Origin of the sequence: Streptomyces sp. NPDC006385 (assembly GCF_040612485.1) — a bacterium.
Classification (GTDB): Bacteria; Actinomycetota; Actinomycetes; order Streptomycetales; family Streptomycetaceae; genus Streptomyces.
On sequence record NZ_JBEXQG010000028.1, the window covers coordinates 38901 to 55054 of the forward strand.

Consider the following 16154-nt stretch of genomic DNA (forward strand, 5'->3'; position numbering starts at 1 on the left):
TGGTGTCCCCTCCGTGAGCTGCGGGTTTGTTGGTTGCGGGCCTGGGGGTCGTCGTTCTCCTCGGCTAGCCGTGCTGTTTTGCGGCCGTTGATGGTCCGGAGGCGTCTTCCGGTCTGTCCGGCGTGCTGGTCAGCGCGCGGCGCCTGACGTGGTACGGGCCGTCGTTGGGCGAGGGGCCGGGGATGGTGGTGTGTGGGGCGCTGCGAGCAGGGCGCCGTTGAGGAGCCCGCGGGCGGTGCAGGCCGCGGCGGTGGCCCAGGCGCCGGCCAGGACGCCGTACAGGCCGATCGTGAGCCAGTCGTAGACGACCAGCCCGGTGTGCCGGGCCAGTGCCGCGGCGCCGGTGACACAGGTGCCGACCGGGAAGGTGAAGGCCCACCACGTCATCGCGAATCCCATGCCGTGCCGGCGGGCGCGCAGGACGTGCGCGGTGGCGAGTCCGAACCACAGCAGCGCGAAGCCCATGACGGGCACGCCGTAGAGGACGGCGAGAACGCCGAAGCCCTCGCTGTACGGGGCCGGCACCACGCCCGCAGCGGCGTCCGCGAACGCGCCGACGGCGGTGGTGGACTGCCCGAGCGGACCCAGCACCAGGAACAGGGTCGGGGTGAGGGCGAGGGGCAGCGGCCCGCCGGTGACCAGGCGGGCGAAGACCAGCGGCAGCATCAGCAGCGTGGCGAGCAGGCTGAGGCCGAACATCGCCACGCAGGCCAGGAGCAGCGTCTCCTGCGCCTGCCCGGGCGGCAGATGCGGTACCAGGAGCGGGCCGAGGGCGGCGGACACCATGGGTGCGACGAGCGGCAGCAGCCATACGGGCGTGGCCTGGGACGGTTCCGTGCGATGGCGTACGGCCATGAGGTACGGGACGGCGACGGCGGCCGCCAGCCCGACGACCGTACCGGCGCCGAACAGCACGGCGTCGAGCGCGACCGCCGCCCCGGTGCCGATCCAGTCCCGGCCGACGGTCACGGCACCGCCGCCGACCGCCGACAGGGCCATGGACAGGCAGCCGTAGAAGGGCGCCGTCGCCGGGTCGAGGAGGTGGGCGCGGGCCTGGTCACGGTGGTGGGTCCAGTGCAGGGCGCGGGCGCCGAGCAGGGCGACGAGAAGGGCGAGGGAGAGCGCCCAGACGGCCGTGCAGACGGTGCGCAGGCCGGGGACGTGGACCGGCAGTACGGATCCGGCGGTGGCGACGGCGGCGGTGCCCATGACGGAGGCGTACCAGTGGGGTCCGAGATGACGGACGGCGGTGACCATGTCCGCAGCGTGGCCGAGGGTCCTCGGCCCCACCAGGGAGTTTGCCTCTATGGCCACATAAACTGGGCTTATGACAGAGGCGGCGGAGGGGCAGTTTCGGGTGGGAGCGCTGGCGCATCGGGTCCCGGATCTCGGCGCGCTGGAGCTGCTGCTCGCGGTGGCGCGGCTCGGCAGTCTCGGCGGGGCGGCGCGTGAGCTGGGGATCACCCAGCCGGCCGCGAGCAGCCGGATCCGGTCGATGGAGCGTCAGCTCGGGGTGGCGCTGGTGGACCGGTCACCGCGGGGTTCGCGGCTCACGGACGCCGGGGCGCTGGTGACGGACTGGGCGCGGCGCATCGTGGAGGCCGCGGAGGCCTTCGACGCGGGTGCGCAGGCCCTGCGGGACCGGCGTGACTCGCGGCTGCGGGTGGCGGCGAGCATGACGATCGCGGAGTACCTGCTGCCGGGCTGGCTCCTCGCACTGCGGGCCCAGCGCCCCGACACGGCGGTGTCGCTGCTCGCCGGGAACTCCGCGGCGGTGGCGGAGCGGCTGCTGGCGGACGAGGCGGACCTCGGGTTCGTGGAGGGGCTGACGGTCCCGACGGGGCTGGACTCGGTCGTCATCGCCCACGACAACCTGATCGTGGTGACGGCGCCGGGCCACGCCTGGTCCCGTCGCCGCAGCCCGCTGGAGGCCCCGGAACTGGCGGCCACGCCGCTGATCCTGCGCGAGGAGGGCTCGGGGACCCGTCAGGTCCTCGACGCGGCGCTGGGCGGGCTGGCCCGTCCGCTGATCGAGCTGTCGTCGACGACGGCGGTGAAGGCGGCCGCGGTGAGCGGAGCGGGGCCGGCGGTGCTGAGCGAACTCGCCGTCGGTGAGGAACTGTCGATGCGGCGTCTGGTGAGCGTGCCGGTGGCCGGCGTGTCGCTGGCGCGGGATCTGCGGGCGGTGTGGCCGACGGGGCACCGGCCGGTGGGCCCGGCCAGGGACCTGCTGTCGCTGACGCGGGGGTAGTGCCTCGCCCCGCCTCGCCACCGCCGCCCTCAACCACCCGCGGCCCGCACCAACCCCCGCATCACCCGCAGATCCTCCCCCATCTCCGGATGCCACTGCACCCCCAGCACCCAGCCCGCGGACGACGGCAGTTCCACCGCCTCCACCGTCCCGTCCGCCGCGTACGCCGACGGGGCGAGTCCCTCGCCGAGGCGGTCCACGGCCTGATGGTGATACGTCGGCACCGACGTCTCCTCCGGCACCACACCGGCGTACAGACTGCCCGGCACCGGCTTGACGGTGTGGTCGCCGAAGACGCCCACCTGCTCCGCGTGCCCGTCGATGTGCTGGACGAGCGTGCCGCCCAGGGCGACGTTCAGCAGTTGCATGCCACGGCAGATGCCGAGCAGCGGCACCCGCGCCGCGAGCGCCGCCTCGATCAGGGCCAGCTCCCACGCGTCCCGCTCCCGTGCCGGCGGCCCGGTCCGCGGCTCGCGCCGCGCGCCGTAGCGGACCGGCTCGACGTCCGGGCCGCCCGCGATGACCAGCCCGTCCAGCCGGGCCACGGCCGCCGCCGCGTGCGCCGGGTCGTCCGGCGGAAGCATCGCGGCCAGGCCGCCGGCCCGCTGCACCAGCCGGGGGTAGCCGGCGGGCAGCAGCGCGGCGTCCAGCTCCCACACGCCCCAGCGCGCACCGGACTCCAGATAGGTGCTGACCCCGATCAACGGCCTGGTCACAGCAACTCCCTCACACTCGACACCTCAGTCCCGTGCCAACTCTGCCTCGGCCGCCGCCAGCGCCGCGAACTCCTCCTCCGGCGCCTTCGCCACCAGCCGCTTACGGCTGTACAGGCCGAAGTAGGCGAGGGCCACGACGTACACCGCGAGCGCGATGAACGCCGCCGTCACATCCACCAGGAACGTCGCCACCAGCGCCGCACAGGCCAGCACCAGGGCGACGGAGGAGGTCAGCACCCCGCCGGGCGTACGGTACGGCCGCGGCAGCTCCGGCTCGCGGCGGCGCAGGACGATGTGGGAGAGGGACATCAGCGCGTAGGAGATGGTCGCGCCGAAGACCGCGATGTTCAGCATGCGGGCACCGTCGCCCGACGCCGCCGCCAGCAGGAAGCCGATCGTGCCGGGTACGAGCAGGCCCAGGTACGGCGCCTTGCGGCGGCTGGTGAGGGACAGGAAGCGGGGCAGGTAGCCCGCTCGGGACAGGGCGAACAACTGGCGCGAGCCCGCGTAGATCAGGGAGAAGAACGACGCCACGAGACCCGCGAGGCCCGCGTAGTTCACGATCCGGCTCAGGGTCGTCGCCTCGCCGTCCGGCTGGAGTGCCTCCACCAGCGGGTTGCCCGCCTCCTGGATCGCGGCCGAACCGCGCGTCCCGGCCGCCGCGACGAACGTGACCACCGCCAGCACCACCAGAATGCCCATCGACCAGCGGATCGCCTTCGGCAGCGTGCGGGCCGGCTCCTTGGTCTCCTCGGCGGCCAGCGGCACGCCCTCGACGCCCAGGAAGAACCACATCCCGAAGGGGAACGCCGCCCAGATGCCGAGCAGGCCGAACGGCAGCCAGGAACTCGACCCGGCCGCCGACGGGTCGACCGGGATGTCGTCCAGCGAGCCGAAGGAGAAGTCGGGCAGCGCCGCCAGCGCGAACACGACCAGGGCGGCCACCGCGATGCCGGTGACGACGAAGCTGAAGCGCAGCGCCTCGCCGACGCCCCACAGGTGGATGCCGAGGAAGACCGCGAAGCAGACCAGGTACATCGGCCAGCCGGACTCCAGGCCGAACAGGCCCAGCGACTCGACGTAGTCGCCGATGAAGATGACGATGGCGGCGGGCGCGAGGACGTACTCGATGAGGATCGCCGTACCGGTCAGGAAGCCGCCCCAGGGGCCGAGCGCCCGGCGGGCGAAGCCGTAGCCGCCGCCCGCCGTCGGCAGGATCGAGGACAGCTCGGCGAGGGCGAAGACCATGCACGCGTACATCGCGCCCATGAGCACCATGGCGATCGCCAGGCCCCCGAAGCCGCCCTCGGCCAGGCCGAAGTTCCAGCCGGAGTAGTCGCCGGAGACGACGTAGGCGACACCGAGGCCGGTCAGCAGCACCCAGCCGGCGCTGCCGCGGCGGAGCGCTCTGCGCTCCAGGTAGTCGTCCGCCTCTCCGGCGGCGGGTGTGCTGGTGGATTCCTGGGACATGGGCACGGCTCCCCACGGGGCGGCGGACACGGAACCGTCCGGGCGCGGTGGGGTCGACCGCGCCCCCGGTTCAATGGAGTGGATGCATACCTTTGCGGTGCGGGCCGCCGGAAGGCAATACCCGTGCGTTAATCGCCCGTAAATCCTGCCCCCCGCAGGGCTTTGGCACCCTCAGCCGAGGAAACCGCGCAGCAACGCCGCCGTGCCCCCGCAGTGCTCACGCATGATCTCCCGCGCGCACTCGGCGTTGCCCTCGATCACGGCCTCCACCAGGGCGGTGTGCTGCCGCTGGGAGTGCTCCAGGTTGCGTACCAGGAGCGGGATGCAGTCGAGCAGGTCGTTGACGGTCGCGCGGACGGCCGCGTACTGGGCGGTGAGCGTGGGGGAGCCGGACAGCTCGGCGAGCGTCAGGTGCAGCAGCGTGTCCAGGCGGCGGTACTCGGCGAGCGGGGCGTCGTGCGTGCGTGCCAGGGCCTCGCGCAACCGGTCGGCCTGGTCGTCGTCCAGCCCGTGCGCCGCGCACAGCCCGGCCGCGCCCACCTCCAGCACCTCGCGGAAGCGCAGCGTGTCCTCGACGTCGATGTCCTTCAGGCGGCGGCGCAGCTCCTCCTCGCCCGGCGTCTCGGGGCGCGGCAGCACGAACGTGCCGCCGTAGCGCCCGCGCCGCGACTCCACCAGACCCTGGTCCTGGAGCACCTTCAGCACCTCGCGCAGCGTCACCCGGCTGATCCCCAGCCGGTCGGCCAGCTCGCGCTCCGCCGGCAACCGCTCCCCACCCGGCACCAGGCCGAGCCGGACGACCTGGAGGATCTGCTCCAGCGCCTCCTCGAAACCGTTGCCCGCCCGCACCGGCCGCAGCACCGACGTCAGCCGGTCGTCGGCCCCGGGCGCCCCGTGCTCCGTGCCTGCCTGCGACATGTGGCCGGACCCCCTTCCCAATCAATGGTCCTGGGCAATACCTTATGGCTCCCGGCTGACCGAAGTGGCCCAAGGAGGCTCTCCCGTGGCAGACCGCACACCCCCGCTGAGCGTCGAGGAGCTGCACGCCCTCGTCGCCGGCGGTGAGATCGACACTGTCGTCCTGGCCTTCCCCGATATGCAAGGGCGGCTCCAGGGCAAGCGGTTCGCCGCCCGGTTCTTCCTCGACGAGGTCCTCCGGCACGGCACCGAGGGCTGCAACTACCTCCTCGCCGTCGACACCGACATGAACACCGTCGACGGCTACGCCATGTCCTCCTGGGACCGCGGCTACGGCGACTTCGCCATGCACCCGGACCTGACCACGCTCCGCCGCGTCCCCTGGAACGCCGGTACGGCCATGCTGGTCGCCGACCTCGCCTGGAACGACGGCTCACCGGTGGCCGCCGCGCCCCGCCAGATCCTGCGCCGCCAGCTGGAGCGCCTCGCCGAGCACGGTTACTCGGCCAACGTCGGCACGGAACTGGAGTTCATCGTCTTCAAGGACACCTACGAGCAGGCCTGGGACGCCAACTACCGGGGTCTCACCCCCGCCAACCAGTACAACATCGACTACTCCGTCCTCGGCACCGGCCGTATCGAGCCCCTGCTGCGCCGCATCCGCAACGAGATGGCGGCCGCCGGCCTCATCGTCGAGTCCGCCAAGGGCGAGTGCAACCCCGGCCAGCACGAGATCGTCTTCAGGTACGACGAGGCCCTGGTCACCTGCGACCAGCACGCCATCTACAAGACCGGCGCCAAGGAGATCGCCGCCCAGGAGGGCGTCTCGATCACCTTCATGGCCAAGTACAACGAGCGCGAGGGCAACTCCTGCCACATCCACCTCTCCCTCGCCGACGCCGACGGCGGCAACGCCATGGCCGGGGACGGCGAAGGCGGCATGTCGCAGGTCATGCGGCACTTCCTCGCCGGGCAGCTGGCCGCGCTGCGTGACTTCTCCCTCCTCTACGCCCCCAACATCAACTCCTACAAGCGGTTCCAGCCGGGCTCCTTCGCCCCGACCGCCGTCGCCTGGGGCCACGACAACCGCACCTGCGCCCTGCGCGTCGTCGGCCACGGCCGCTCCCTGCGCTTCGAGAACCGGCTCCCCGGCGGCGACGTCAACCCGCACCTCGCCGTCGCCGGACTGGTCGCGGCCGGCCTGCACGGCATCGAGCAGAAACTGGAGCTGCCCGAGCCCTGTCCCGGCAACGCCTACACCGCCGGCTTCCCGCACGTCCCCACGACGCTGCGCGAGGCCGCCGAACTGTGGGAGAACAGCCCGATCGCCAAGGCCGCCTTCGGCGACGAGGTCGTCGCCCACTACCGCAACATGGCGCGCGTCGAGCTGGACGCCTTCGACGCCGCGGTGACCGACTGGGAGCTGCGCCGCTCCTTCGAACGCATGTGAGGCCCTTGTTGTCTTCCGAGCACGTACCGCACGTCCTGGACGTACTGAACCCCGCCACCGAGGAGATCGTCGCCACCATCCCGGCCGCCACCGCCGCCGACGTGGACGCCGCCGTCGTACGGGCCACGAAGGCCCAGTCCGGGTGGGCCGCCCTCGCGCCCGGCGAACGCGCCCGGCTGCTGCGCCGCTTCGCCGTGAAGGTGGACGAACACCTCGATGAGCTGGCCGAGTTGGAGGTCCGGGAGGCCGGTCACACCGTCGGCAACGCCCGCTGGGAGGCGGGCAACGTCCGCGATCTGCTCGACTACGCGGCCGGGGGAGTGGAGCGGCTGACCGGCCGGCAGATCCCCGTGCCCGGCGGCCTGGACGTGACGATCCTCGAACCCCTCGGCGTCGTCGGCGTCATCGCCCCCTGGAACTTCCCGATGCCGATCGCGGCCTGGGGCACCGCCCCGGCGCTCGCGGCGGGCAACGCGGTCCTCCTCAAGCCCGCCGAGACGACCCCCCTGACCGCCCTGCGGCTCGCCGAACTCGCCCTGGAGGCCGGACTCCCGCAGGGCCTGTTCCAGGTGCTGCCCGGCCATGGGCCCGTCGCGGGCAACGCCCTCGTCGAGCACCCGGGCGTCGCGAAGATCGTCTTCACCGGGTCGACGGTCGTGGGCAAGCAGGTGCTGGCCAAGGGCTCGGCGCTCCTGAAGCGCGTCACCCTCGAACTCGGCGGCAAGAGCCCCAACATCGTCTTCGCCGACGCCGACCTCGAAGCCGCCGCGGCAGCCGCCCCCATGTCCTTCCTCGACAACTCCGGCCAGGACTGCTGCGCCCGCACCCGCATCCTCGTCCAGCGCTCCGCCTACGACCGCTTCCTCGACCTCCTCGCTCCCGCGATCGAGTCGGTCCTGGTCGGCGACCCGGCCGACGAGCGGACGCAGATGGGCCCGCTGATCTCCAAGGCCCAACTGGAACGGGTGCGTTCGTACGTCGACGCGGACGCGGACGCCATCCGAGGCAAGGCTCCCGAGGGCCCCGGCTTCTGGTTCCCGCCCACCGTCCTCACCGGCGTCGACCCGCACGCGCGCGTGGCCGTCGAGGAGGTCTTCGGACCCGTGGCCGTCGTCCTCCCCTTCGAGGACGAGGCGGAGGCCGTGGCCCTCGCCAACGCAACCGACTACGGCCTCTCCGGCTCCATCTGGACCCGTGACGTCGGCCGCGCCCTGCGCGTCTCCCAGGCGGTCCGGGCCGGCAACCTGTCCGTCAACTCCCACTCAAGCGTCCGCTACTGGACCCCCTTCGGCGGCTTCAAGCAGTCCGGCATCGGCCGCGAGCTGGGCCCGGACGCCCTGACCGCCTTCACCGAAACCAAGAACGTCTTCATCAGCACGGAGGCCTGAGCCGCTCATGACCGACAACACCGAGGGAATCATCTGCCGTCGCCTGGTGGGCCGCACGGCTGTCATCACCGGAGCCGGCAGCGGCATCGGCCTCGCCACCGCCCGCCGCCTCGCCTCCGAGGGCGCCCACGTCGTCTGCGGCGACGTCGACGAGCAGCGCGGCAAGGCGGCCGCCGAGGAGGTCGGCGGGATCTTCGTGAAGGTCGACGTCACCGACCCCGAGCAGGTCGAGACGCTGTTCAGGACGGCGTACGACACCTACGGCAGCGTCGACATCGCCTTCAACAACGCCGGCATCTCGCCGCCCGACGACGACTCCATCCTGGAAACCGGCCTGGAGGCGTGGAAGCGCGTCCAGGAGGTCAACCTCACCTCCGTCTACCTGTGCTGCAAGGCCGCCATCCCCTACATGCGGCAGCAGGGCAAGGGCTCCATCATCAACACGGCGTCCTTCGTGGCCCGCATGGGCGCGGCGACCTCGCAGATCTCGTACACGGCCTCCAAGGGCGGAGTCCTGGCCATGTCCCGGGAACTGGGCGTGCAGTTCGCCCGCGACGGCATCCGGGTCAACGCCCTGTGCCCCGGCCCGGTCAACACCCCCCTCCTCCAGGAGCTGTTCGCCAAGGACCCCGAGCGCGCCGCCCGTCGCCTGGTCCACATCCCGGTCGGCCGGTTCGCCGAGGCCGAAGAGATCGCCGCCGCCGTCGCCTTCCTGGCCAGCGACGACTCCTCCTTCGTGAACGCCACCGACTTCCTGGTCGACGGCGGAATCTCAGGGGCGTACGTCACGCCTCTGTAGGGCCGCCCTTCGGCGGTATGGAGTCCCACCAGGTCGCGGAGTCCGGCCCGGTCCCGGTGGCGGGCCGCGCCGGCTGCTTCGTGCGCCGGCGGGTCAGGACGGCGAAGGGACCGGGCGGTCACGTCCAGTTCCTCGCCTGCCCGTCCCGCGTCGGCACCGGAGCGCCGGTCACCGTCTCATCGTCCGCCACGTCTTCGACGCGGGAGGACGGGCCGCCGACGGCCGACACGGACCGCCTCGCCCAAGGCGTCCGGTTTCCGTCGCCTGAGCTACAGGAACGTGTGGCCCTCGCCCCGGTACGTCGGCACGGTCGCCGTCACCGAGTCGCCCTCGACGAGGTGCAGCGTCTCGAACCGCTCGCACAGCTCACCCGCCTTGGCGTGCCGGAACCACACCTTGTCGCCGATGAGCAGATCGTCGGCGGGGGAACCGAGCAGCGGCGTCTGCACCTCGCCGGGCCCCTCCTGGGGGTCGTACCGCAACCCCTCCGGCAGGTACGGCACCGGCAGCCGGTCCGGCCCGGCCGCACCCGAGGCGGGATACCCGCCGCCGAGCACGGTCACCACCCCGACCCCCGGCCGCCGCACGACCGGCTGGGCGAACAGCGCGGCCGGACGCCCGCTGAAGGACGTGTAGTTGTCGAACAGCCGCGGCACATACAGCCCCGACCCGGCCCCGATCTCGGTGACGCAGTCCTCGGCGGCCGTGTGCTGCACACTGCCCGTCCCGCCGCCGTTGACGAACTCCAGCCCCGGCACGACCGCGCGCACGGCCCGCACCACCTCGGCCCGCCGCTCCGCGAGTTCGCGGCGCGCGGTGGCCTGCATCAGCCGCACGGCACGCGACCGCAGCGGCCGCCCCGGCACGGCGTCCCCGACACCGGCGATGTGTCCCTCGTACGCCATGATCCCCACGACCTCGAATCCCGGCCGCCGGGCGACGACACGGGCCATGTCGGCGACCTGGGCGGGGGAGTGCAGGGGCGAGCGCCGGGCGCCGACGCGCACGCGCCCGCCCAGCAGTTTCAGCGAGGTGTCCAACTCCAGGCAGACGCGCACCACTTCGCGGCCCCCGTCCCGGGCGTCGTCGATGAACCGGAGCTGCGCCGGATCGTCGATCATCACGGTCACGGCGGAGGCGAGCTTCGGATCACCGGTGAGCTCGGCGAACCCGGCACGGTCGGCGGACGGATAGGCGAGCAGGACGTCGTCGAACCCGGAGCGCGCCAGCCACAGGGACTCGGCGAGGGTGAAGGACATGATGCCCGCGAACCCGTCCTTCGCGAGCACCCGCTCCAGCAGGGCCCGGCAGCGGACGGACTTGCTGGCGAGGCGGATCGGCTTGCCGCCGGCGCGGCGGACCAGGTCGTCCGCGTTGGCGTCGAAGGCGTCCAGGTCCACGATCGCGAGTGGGGCGTCGAGATGGGCGGTGGCCCGGTCGTAACGGGCCCGGTCGGCGGCGCGCGCAGTCATGAACGAAGCCTGCCATGCAGGATTACCGCAGGGTAGGGGGATGTTCCGGGCAGATGCACACGGGGGCGTGGACTGGTTCCCGTTCGCCCGGGATCAACCCGTAGAGTGACGCGCACGCATGTGTGGAACGCCCTCGGCCGGTTCGCCGCGCCGGGATGACACTCCACCCGTGCGGGTATGCGTGCCTGGGCGGAGGAGTCCGCGCCGGGCCGGGCAGACGGACCACGCAACGACGGCCCGCGTACGAGCACGGGCCCGGACATGAGGAAACGGGGGGTGCATGAGCACGGAAGCGCGCCGCGCCCCCGTTCCCCCACGCCCGACCACGCCCCCACCGCCCGCCGTCCCGCCCAGCCCCACGACCCCACCCGTGCCGACGGAGCCGCCGAGGCCGCCCGCCACCCACGGTGAGGCGGCGGACGCCCGGGGCACCCAGGCCATGCGGCTGCCCGCCGAGGGCTCGCGAACGGAGGGCTCGATGCCTGGCGGTGTCGGGAGTCGGCCGGGCTCCATGCCGGAGGGATCGGTGCCTGGCGGTACGGGCTCGGTGCCCGGGGGATCGGTGCGTGGTGGTGCGGGGTCGGTGCCTGGAGGGTCGGTGCGTGGTGGCTCGGGCTCGGCGCCCGGAGGATCGGTACGTGGGGGAACGGGCCCGGCGCCCGGAGGGCTGGTATTCGGTGGTACTGGTACGGCCTCGGCGCCCGAGGGATCGGGGCACGGTGGGGCGGGCTCGGTGTCCGAGGGGGCGGTGCGTGGTGGTGTCGGCGTGAGGCCCGGCTCGGCCGGTCGTCCGTCCGTACGTGGCAGGGCGGCCGCGCCCCCGGAATCGAACGGCCTCGCCGCCGGCCCCCGTGATCCGCGTGCCTGGGCCGGCTCCCCGGGCGCGGACGGCTCGGGTGCCGTGCCGTCACCGAGGAGCAGTGGCGCCGCCTCCGACGGCGCCCACGCCGCCGGGTCCGCGGGCGCAGGCGGCGGCTCCGGTGCCCCCTCGTCCTCGTCCTCGTCGTCCCCGTCTCCCACTCCGCCCCTCGCCGCCCCGCCCCCGCCCCGGGCCTCGGCCCGCTTCCCCGACGTGCCGCCCGCGGCCGGGCGGGCGGCCGACGACGCCGGGCGCAGGGAAGGTGGCGGATCGTTGCGGCAGGAGAGCGCCGGACAGGCCGCGCCCGGCGGCATACCGCCCCGCCCGGCCGTGCGGCCCGCGACGCCGCGCCGCACGGGCGCCCCTGCCGAGACCGCCGCCGAGACCACCTTCCGGCTCCGTCCGGTCCCCCCGGTCCCCAAGGAGCCGTCGCCCCGGCCGAGCACCGGACCCGCCCAGGGCGCCACCGCCATGCCGGCGCAGCCGACGACCCGTCCCAGTTCCCCACCCGGCGACCCCGCCGCCCGGCCCACCGGACCCTCCCGCGCCACGGAGCAGTCCCCGAACGGTCACGGCTCGGCGCCGTTCACCCCGGACCCCTCCCTCTCCTGGAGCGCCCCCATGGCGCCGGGCGGGACCCCGGGCGCCGGACGGCCCGTCGTGTGGTTCGGGGAGCCCGAGGGATACGACGAGCAGGTGCGACCGCGCCCCCTCGGGGTGCGGTTCCGGCCCCGGATCGCGGTCGCCGCCGCCTGTGTGGTGCTCGGGCTCGGGCTCATCGGCGGTGCCGTGACCGGCAGCTGGCTGGTCGGGGAACCGGGCGACGGCGGCGCGCGGGACACCTTCGCCGCAGCCGGCGGCCTGTGGCACAGCGCCCCCGTCGACAAGCTGTTCCCGCCCACGGTGAGCGGAAAGGGCGCCGGACCCGGTGGCGCCGACCGGACCTGGACGCGGATCGCCGTCGCCCCGGACACCGGCTGTGCCGACGCCTTCGACCCGCTGCTGCGCAAGGCCCTCGCCCCTGTCGGCTGCCAGCGCCTCCTGCGCGCCACCTACATCGACGCCACCCAGAGCTACGTCACCACCGTCGGCCTGCTGTTCACCGAGGCCGACGCGGCCGCCATGCGCTCGTTCGACTCCCGGTTCACCAAAGAGGGCCTCGACCGCCGCACCGACCTCATGCCCCGCCCGTACGCCCCCAAGGCCACCCTGGCCGCCGGATTCGGCGACGGACAGCGCGCCTCCTGGACCGTCTCCGTCCTCACCGACGCCCCCGTCGTCGTCTACGCCGTCTCCGGCTGGGCCGACGACCGCACCGTCGACGACCCCGAGCCCGCCGAGGAGGCCATGCGGTCCGGCGCCACCGCGGCCGTCGCCCAGGCCGGCCTCGGCCACGAGGCGCGGGGCCTCGCCGACCGCGTCGAACGCGCCCTGCGCAAGAACGTCGGCCCGTCCACGGAGCAGTCGTCATGAACACCGGCAGCCTCATGCACCGACGGACCGGCCCCCTCGCCGTCCTCCTCGGCGCCTGTCTCGCCCTCCTGCCGCCCACCGTCGCGCACGCCGACTCGATACGCGCCCGGCAGTGGGCCCTGAGCGCCATGCACACCCAGGAGGCGTGGCAGACCACCAAGGGTGAGGGCGTCACCGTCGCCGTCCTCGACACCGGCGTCGACGCCGACCACCCCGATCTCGCCGGCAACGTCCTCGACGGCAAGGACATGGTCGGCTTCGGGGCCGAGCGCGGTGACCGAGTCTGGGCCCGGCACGGCACCGCGATGGCCGGCATCATCGCCGGCCACGGACACGGCGCCGGCAACGGCGACGGCGTGATGGGCGTCGCCCCGGAGGCCAAGATCCTCCCCGTGCGCGTCATCCTCGAGGACGGCGACCCCGCCCGCGCCAAGGCCCGCAGCACCCGTGGCAACGCCCTCGCCGAAGGCATCCGCTGGGCCGCCGACCACGGCGCCGACGTCATCAACCTCTCCCTCGGCGACGACTCCAAGTCCGCCCACCCCGAGGCCGGCGAGGACGAGGCCGTCCAGTACGCCCTGAGGAAGGGCGCCGTCGTCGTCGCCTCGGCCGGCAACGGCGGCGAGAAGGGCGACCGCATCTCCTACCCGGCCGCCTACCCCGGCGTGATCGCCGCGACCGCCGTCGACCGCTTCGGCACCCGCGCCTCCTTCTCCACCCGCCGCTGGTACGCCACGGTCAGCGCCCCCGGCGTCGACGTCGTCATCGCCGACCCCGACCACAAGTACTACGAGGGCTGGGGCACCAGCGCCGCGGCCGCCTTCGTCTCCGGAGCGGTGGCCCTCATCAAGGCCGCCCACCCCGGCCTGACCCCGGCCCAGATCAAGAAGCTCCTGGAGGACACGGCCCGCGACGCCCCCGCCGACGGCCGCGACGACTCCCGCGGCTACGGCTTCATCGATCCCGCGGCCGCCATCAAGGAAGCCGCCCGCATCAAGCCCGGCGACCTGAAGCCGGCGGCGTACGGCGAGAAGTACTTCGGCCCGGGTCCGGACGCCGCCGCGTCGGACGACGACGCGACGAGTTGGACCGCCGTGCTCACGGGCGGCGCCGGTGGCGTCCTGCTGATCTCGGCGGTCGTGGTGCTGCGCGGCCGCCGCGAACGCTACGACTTCTGACCCGGGATGCCTGGACCCGGCGGCTGCGACGATGCCGTGGCGGACACCGACGCCGCCGCGACCGCCGCGACCGCCGCGACCGCCGCGACCGCCGCGACCGCCGCGACCGCGGCGCCCTCGACCAGCGAGATCCCCGCCGCCCAGGTCGCGTTGCCCTTCGACAGCGCGGCCACCAGGTAGCCGCGGCCGTCGACCGTCACCCGCCCGACGCTGTTGACGACCCACAGCCCGGTCGCCGTACGCGGCAGCCAGCCGTTCTTCAGCGCCCACCCGGAGCCGTCGGCCGCCGCCGACACCCCCCACCGCTGCCCCTCCGCCACCTGCCCCATGAGCCTTCGCAGATACGTCCGCGAAGCCTCGTCCAGCTCCGAGTCCTCTCCGAACACCTATCGCAACAACCTGAGTTGATCGACGGCCGTGGTCTGCGTCAGCCCCCAGAGCGTCCCGTCGCCGCCCTCGGTCCGCGTGAGCCCGAAGCGCTCGTTCGCGGCATCGAGCCCGTCCGCCTGCCCGATCGTCCGCCACAGCGCCGACGCGGAGGCGTTGTCGCTGTGCTCGATCATCGCGGTCGCGTACGACTTCTCCACCGCCGTCAGCCGCCGCCCCTCGTCCTGCGCCCGGAGCAGCAGCGCCGCCAGGATGTCGACCTTCACGATGCTCGCCGTGTCGAACCTGCCGTCGCCGTACGAGGCGCTCGCACCCGACTCCGCGTCCAGCACGGCCACCGCCACCTCGGCGCCGTCCGGGACCTCCACCGCCTCCATGGCCGCCGCCGGCGGCTCGTCGTGGTCCACGGCCGGCCGCGCCACAGGTTCCACCGAAGCCTCCTCGCTCGCCGAGACCGACGCCTTCCACGTACCCGGGGCCGCACGAGCGCGGCGGCGTCCCCCGGATAGGGTCGGTGACCGTGGCGAACAAGAACATCCCCGACTCTCCCTTCTCCGAGGACGACGGCTCCGCCGACCCCCGGCTGAGCGCCGCGCTCGCCGCCTGGGCCGAGGACCGCACCGCCGAGGGCCCCGTCCTGGCGGCGCTCAAGGACGCCCGGCTGCTCGTCCCCGTCGTGGCCGTGCTCGGCGAGGTCGAGGAGGACGAGAACGGGCTGCGCCGCGAGAAGACCAGCGACATGGCCGTACCCACCCTGAAGGCCGGCGCCCGCACCGCCCTGCCCGCCTTCACGTCCACCGACGCCCTCGCCCGCTGGGACCCGGCGGCCCGCCCCGTCGCCGTACCCCTGCACCAGGCCCTCCAGGCGGCGGCGCACGAGAAGGCGGACACGATCGTGCTGGACCTGGCCGGACCGGTGCCGTACGAGCTGACGGGGCGCGCGCTGCTCGCGCTCGCCGAGGGCCGTACGACAACGGACCCGCTCACCGACCCGGCCGTCGTGGCGGCCGTCCGCGCCGCCGTCGCCGCCGAGCCCGCGGTCGTGCGCGCCCACCTCGGCCCCGGTCAGGCCGACGGCACCCTCGCCCTCGTACTGGATCCGGCCGTGCCCCCGGCCCGGGCCGCGCGGGCGGTGGCCGAGCGCCTCGCCGCCGACGAAACACTGAGGGCCCGCCTGGTGCGCGGCCTCGACCTGGCACTGCTGCCGACCGAGGCGACGCCACCGGGCGAGCCCCTGTACCTCCGCGGGTGACCTAGCCGTAGACGGGGCCGGTGTACTTCTCGCCCGGCCCCTGACCCGGCTCGTCCGGGACGATCGACGCCTCGCGGAAGGCCAGCTGGAGCGACTTCAGGCCGTCGCGCAGCGGGGCTGCGTGGAAGGAGCTGATCTCGGTCGTGCTCGCGTCCAGCAGTCCGGCGAGGGCGGTGACCAGCTTGCGGGCCTCGTCCAGGTCCTTGTACTTGTCACCCTCCTCGGTCAGCCCGAGCTTCACCGCGGCGGCGCTCATCAGGTTGACGGCGACCGTCACGATCACCTCGACGGCGGGGACCTCGGCGATGTCGCGGGTCATCTCGTCGAAGTCGGGAGACTCGGGGGATTCAGCGGGGGTGTCACTCATGTCCCACACGATAGGCCCCGGCGTACGTGGATTAGCACCACCCCCGGGTAGCTGCTAACCTGGTGTGACGACCGGCCGGACACCCATGAGCACCACCGAGAATCATCAGGGACCGGCCCACAAGTGGAGGCTCCGATCTCCCACCTGACTGTCCTCCGGGACGGCGGGTCACCC

Annotated in this window: 13 protein-coding genes and 1 pseudogene; 7 read left to right on the forward strand and 7 right to left on the reverse strand. The window is 73.7% G+C overall.

Going from position 1 to position 16154, the window contains the following annotated elements; all coding sequences use genetic code 11:
* Positions 1-129 precede the first annotated feature (129 nt).
* Positions 130-1257, reverse strand: coding sequence for a TDT family transporter (locus tag ABZ078_RS22035; protein WP_356577595.1), 1128 nt, complete (start codon positions 1255-1257; stop codon positions 130-132).
* Between the two features lie 70 nt (positions 1258-1327).
* Here ABZ078_RS22035 and ABZ078_RS22040 point away from each other — a divergent pair, with 70 nt between their 5' ends.
* Positions 1328-2251: a LysR family transcriptional regulator gene (locus ABZ078_RS22040; protein WP_356577597.1), complete on the forward strand. Its 924-nt coding sequence runs from the start codon at positions 1328-1330 to the stop codon at positions 2249-2251.
* A 29-nt stretch (positions 2252-2280) separates the two neighbouring features.
* Here the strand turns inward: ABZ078_RS22040 and ABZ078_RS22045 are convergent, their stop codons facing one another.
* The 3 genes from ABZ078_RS22045 to ABZ078_RS22055 all read right to left on the reverse strand — a co-directional run bounded on the left by ABZ078_RS22045 (position 2281) and on the right by ABZ078_RS22055 (position 5355).
* Positions 2281-2955: a gamma-glutamyl-gamma-aminobutyrate hydrolase family protein gene (locus tag ABZ078_RS22045; protein WP_356577685.1), complete on the reverse strand. Its 675-nt coding sequence runs from the start codon at positions 2953-2955 to the stop codon at positions 2281-2283.
* Positions 2956-2991: 36 nt separating this feature from the next.
* The gene (gene eat, locus ABZ078_RS22050) at positions 2992-4437 is read right to left on the reverse strand and encodes an ethanolamine permease (RefSeq protein ID WP_356577599.1); all 1446 of its coding nucleotides are present in this window, start codon (positions 4435-4437) and stop codon (positions 2992-2994) included.
* A 171-nt stretch (positions 4438-4608) separates the two neighbouring features.
* On the reverse strand, positions 4609-5355 hold the full coding sequence (locus tag ABZ078_RS22055; RefSeq protein ID WP_356577600.1) for an FCD domain-containing protein: 747 nt from the start codon (positions 5353-5355) through the stop codon (positions 4609-4611).
* Positions 5356-5440: 85 nt separating this feature from the next.
* Between ABZ078_RS22055 and ABZ078_RS22060 the strand changes: the two genes are divergently transcribed.
* From ABZ078_RS22060 to ABZ078_RS22070, 3 genes are read left to right on the forward strand one after another with little or no spacing between them, the layout of a single operon-like run.
* A complete protein-coding gene (locus tag ABZ078_RS22060) occupies positions 5441-6805 on the forward strand; it encodes a glutamine synthetase family protein (RefSeq protein WP_356577602.1) in 1365 nt (454 codons plus the stop codon).
* An 8-nt stretch (positions 6806-6813) separates the two neighbouring features.
* The gene (locus ABZ078_RS22065; protein WP_356577603.1) at positions 6814-8193 is read left to right on the forward strand and encodes an aldehyde dehydrogenase family protein; all 1380 of its coding nucleotides are present in this window, start codon (positions 6814-6816) and stop codon (positions 8191-8193) included.
* Between the two features lie 7 nt (positions 8194-8200).
* Positions 8201-8992: a 3-oxoacyl-ACP reductase gene (locus ABZ078_RS22070; RefSeq protein ID WP_356577605.1), complete on the forward strand. Its 792-nt coding sequence runs from the start codon at positions 8201-8203 to the stop codon at positions 8990-8992.
* Between the two features lie 269 nt (positions 8993-9261).
* Here ABZ078_RS22070 and ABZ078_RS22075 read toward each other — a convergent pair whose 3' ends face one another.
* Complete coding sequence (locus ABZ078_RS22075) at positions 9262-10464, reverse strand: amino acid deaminase/aldolase (RefSeq protein ID WP_356577607.1); 1203 nt, start codon at positions 10462-10464, stop codon at positions 9262-9264.
* A 766-nt stretch (positions 10465-11230) separates the two neighbouring features.
* On the opposite strand from ABZ078_RS22075, the gene ABZ078_RS22080 reads away from it, so the two are divergent.
* Positions 11231-12796: a hypothetical protein gene (locus ABZ078_RS22080; protein ID WP_356577609.1), complete on the forward strand. Its 1566-nt coding sequence runs from the start codon at positions 11231-11233 to the stop codon at positions 12794-12796.
* Positions 12793-13974, forward strand: a complete 1182-nt coding sequence (gene mycP, locus ABZ078_RS22085; RefSeq protein ID WP_356577611.1) for a type VII secretion-associated serine protease mycosin — start codon at positions 12793-12795, stop codon at positions 13972-13974. The genes ABZ078_RS22080 and mycP overlap by 4 nt, the downstream gene beginning before the upstream one ends.
* Here the strand turns inward: mycP and ABZ078_RS22090 are convergent.
* Positions 13962-14738: pseudogene (locus ABZ078_RS22090) on the reverse strand (serine hydrolase). The gene mycP and the pseudogene ABZ078_RS22090 sit on opposite strands and share 13 nt — an antisense overlap.
* Positions 14739-14881: 143 nt before the next feature.
* Between ABZ078_RS22090 and ABZ078_RS22095 the strand changes: the two are divergent.
* Positions 14882-15613 carry an SseB family protein gene (locus tag ABZ078_RS22095; protein ID WP_356577612.1) on the forward strand — a complete coding sequence of 244 codons (732 nt, stop codon included), beginning with the start codon at positions 14882-14884 and terminating at the stop codon, positions 15611-15613.
* Between the two features lies 1 nt (position 15614).
* Here the strand turns inward: ABZ078_RS22095 and ABZ078_RS22100 are convergent, their stop codons facing one another.
* The gene (locus ABZ078_RS22100) at positions 15615-15980 is read right to left on the reverse strand and encodes a DUF1844 domain-containing protein (RefSeq protein ID WP_356577614.1); all 366 of its coding nucleotides are present in this window, start codon (positions 15978-15980) and stop codon (positions 15615-15617) included.
* Between the last annotated feature and the right edge of the window lie 174 nt (positions 15981-16154).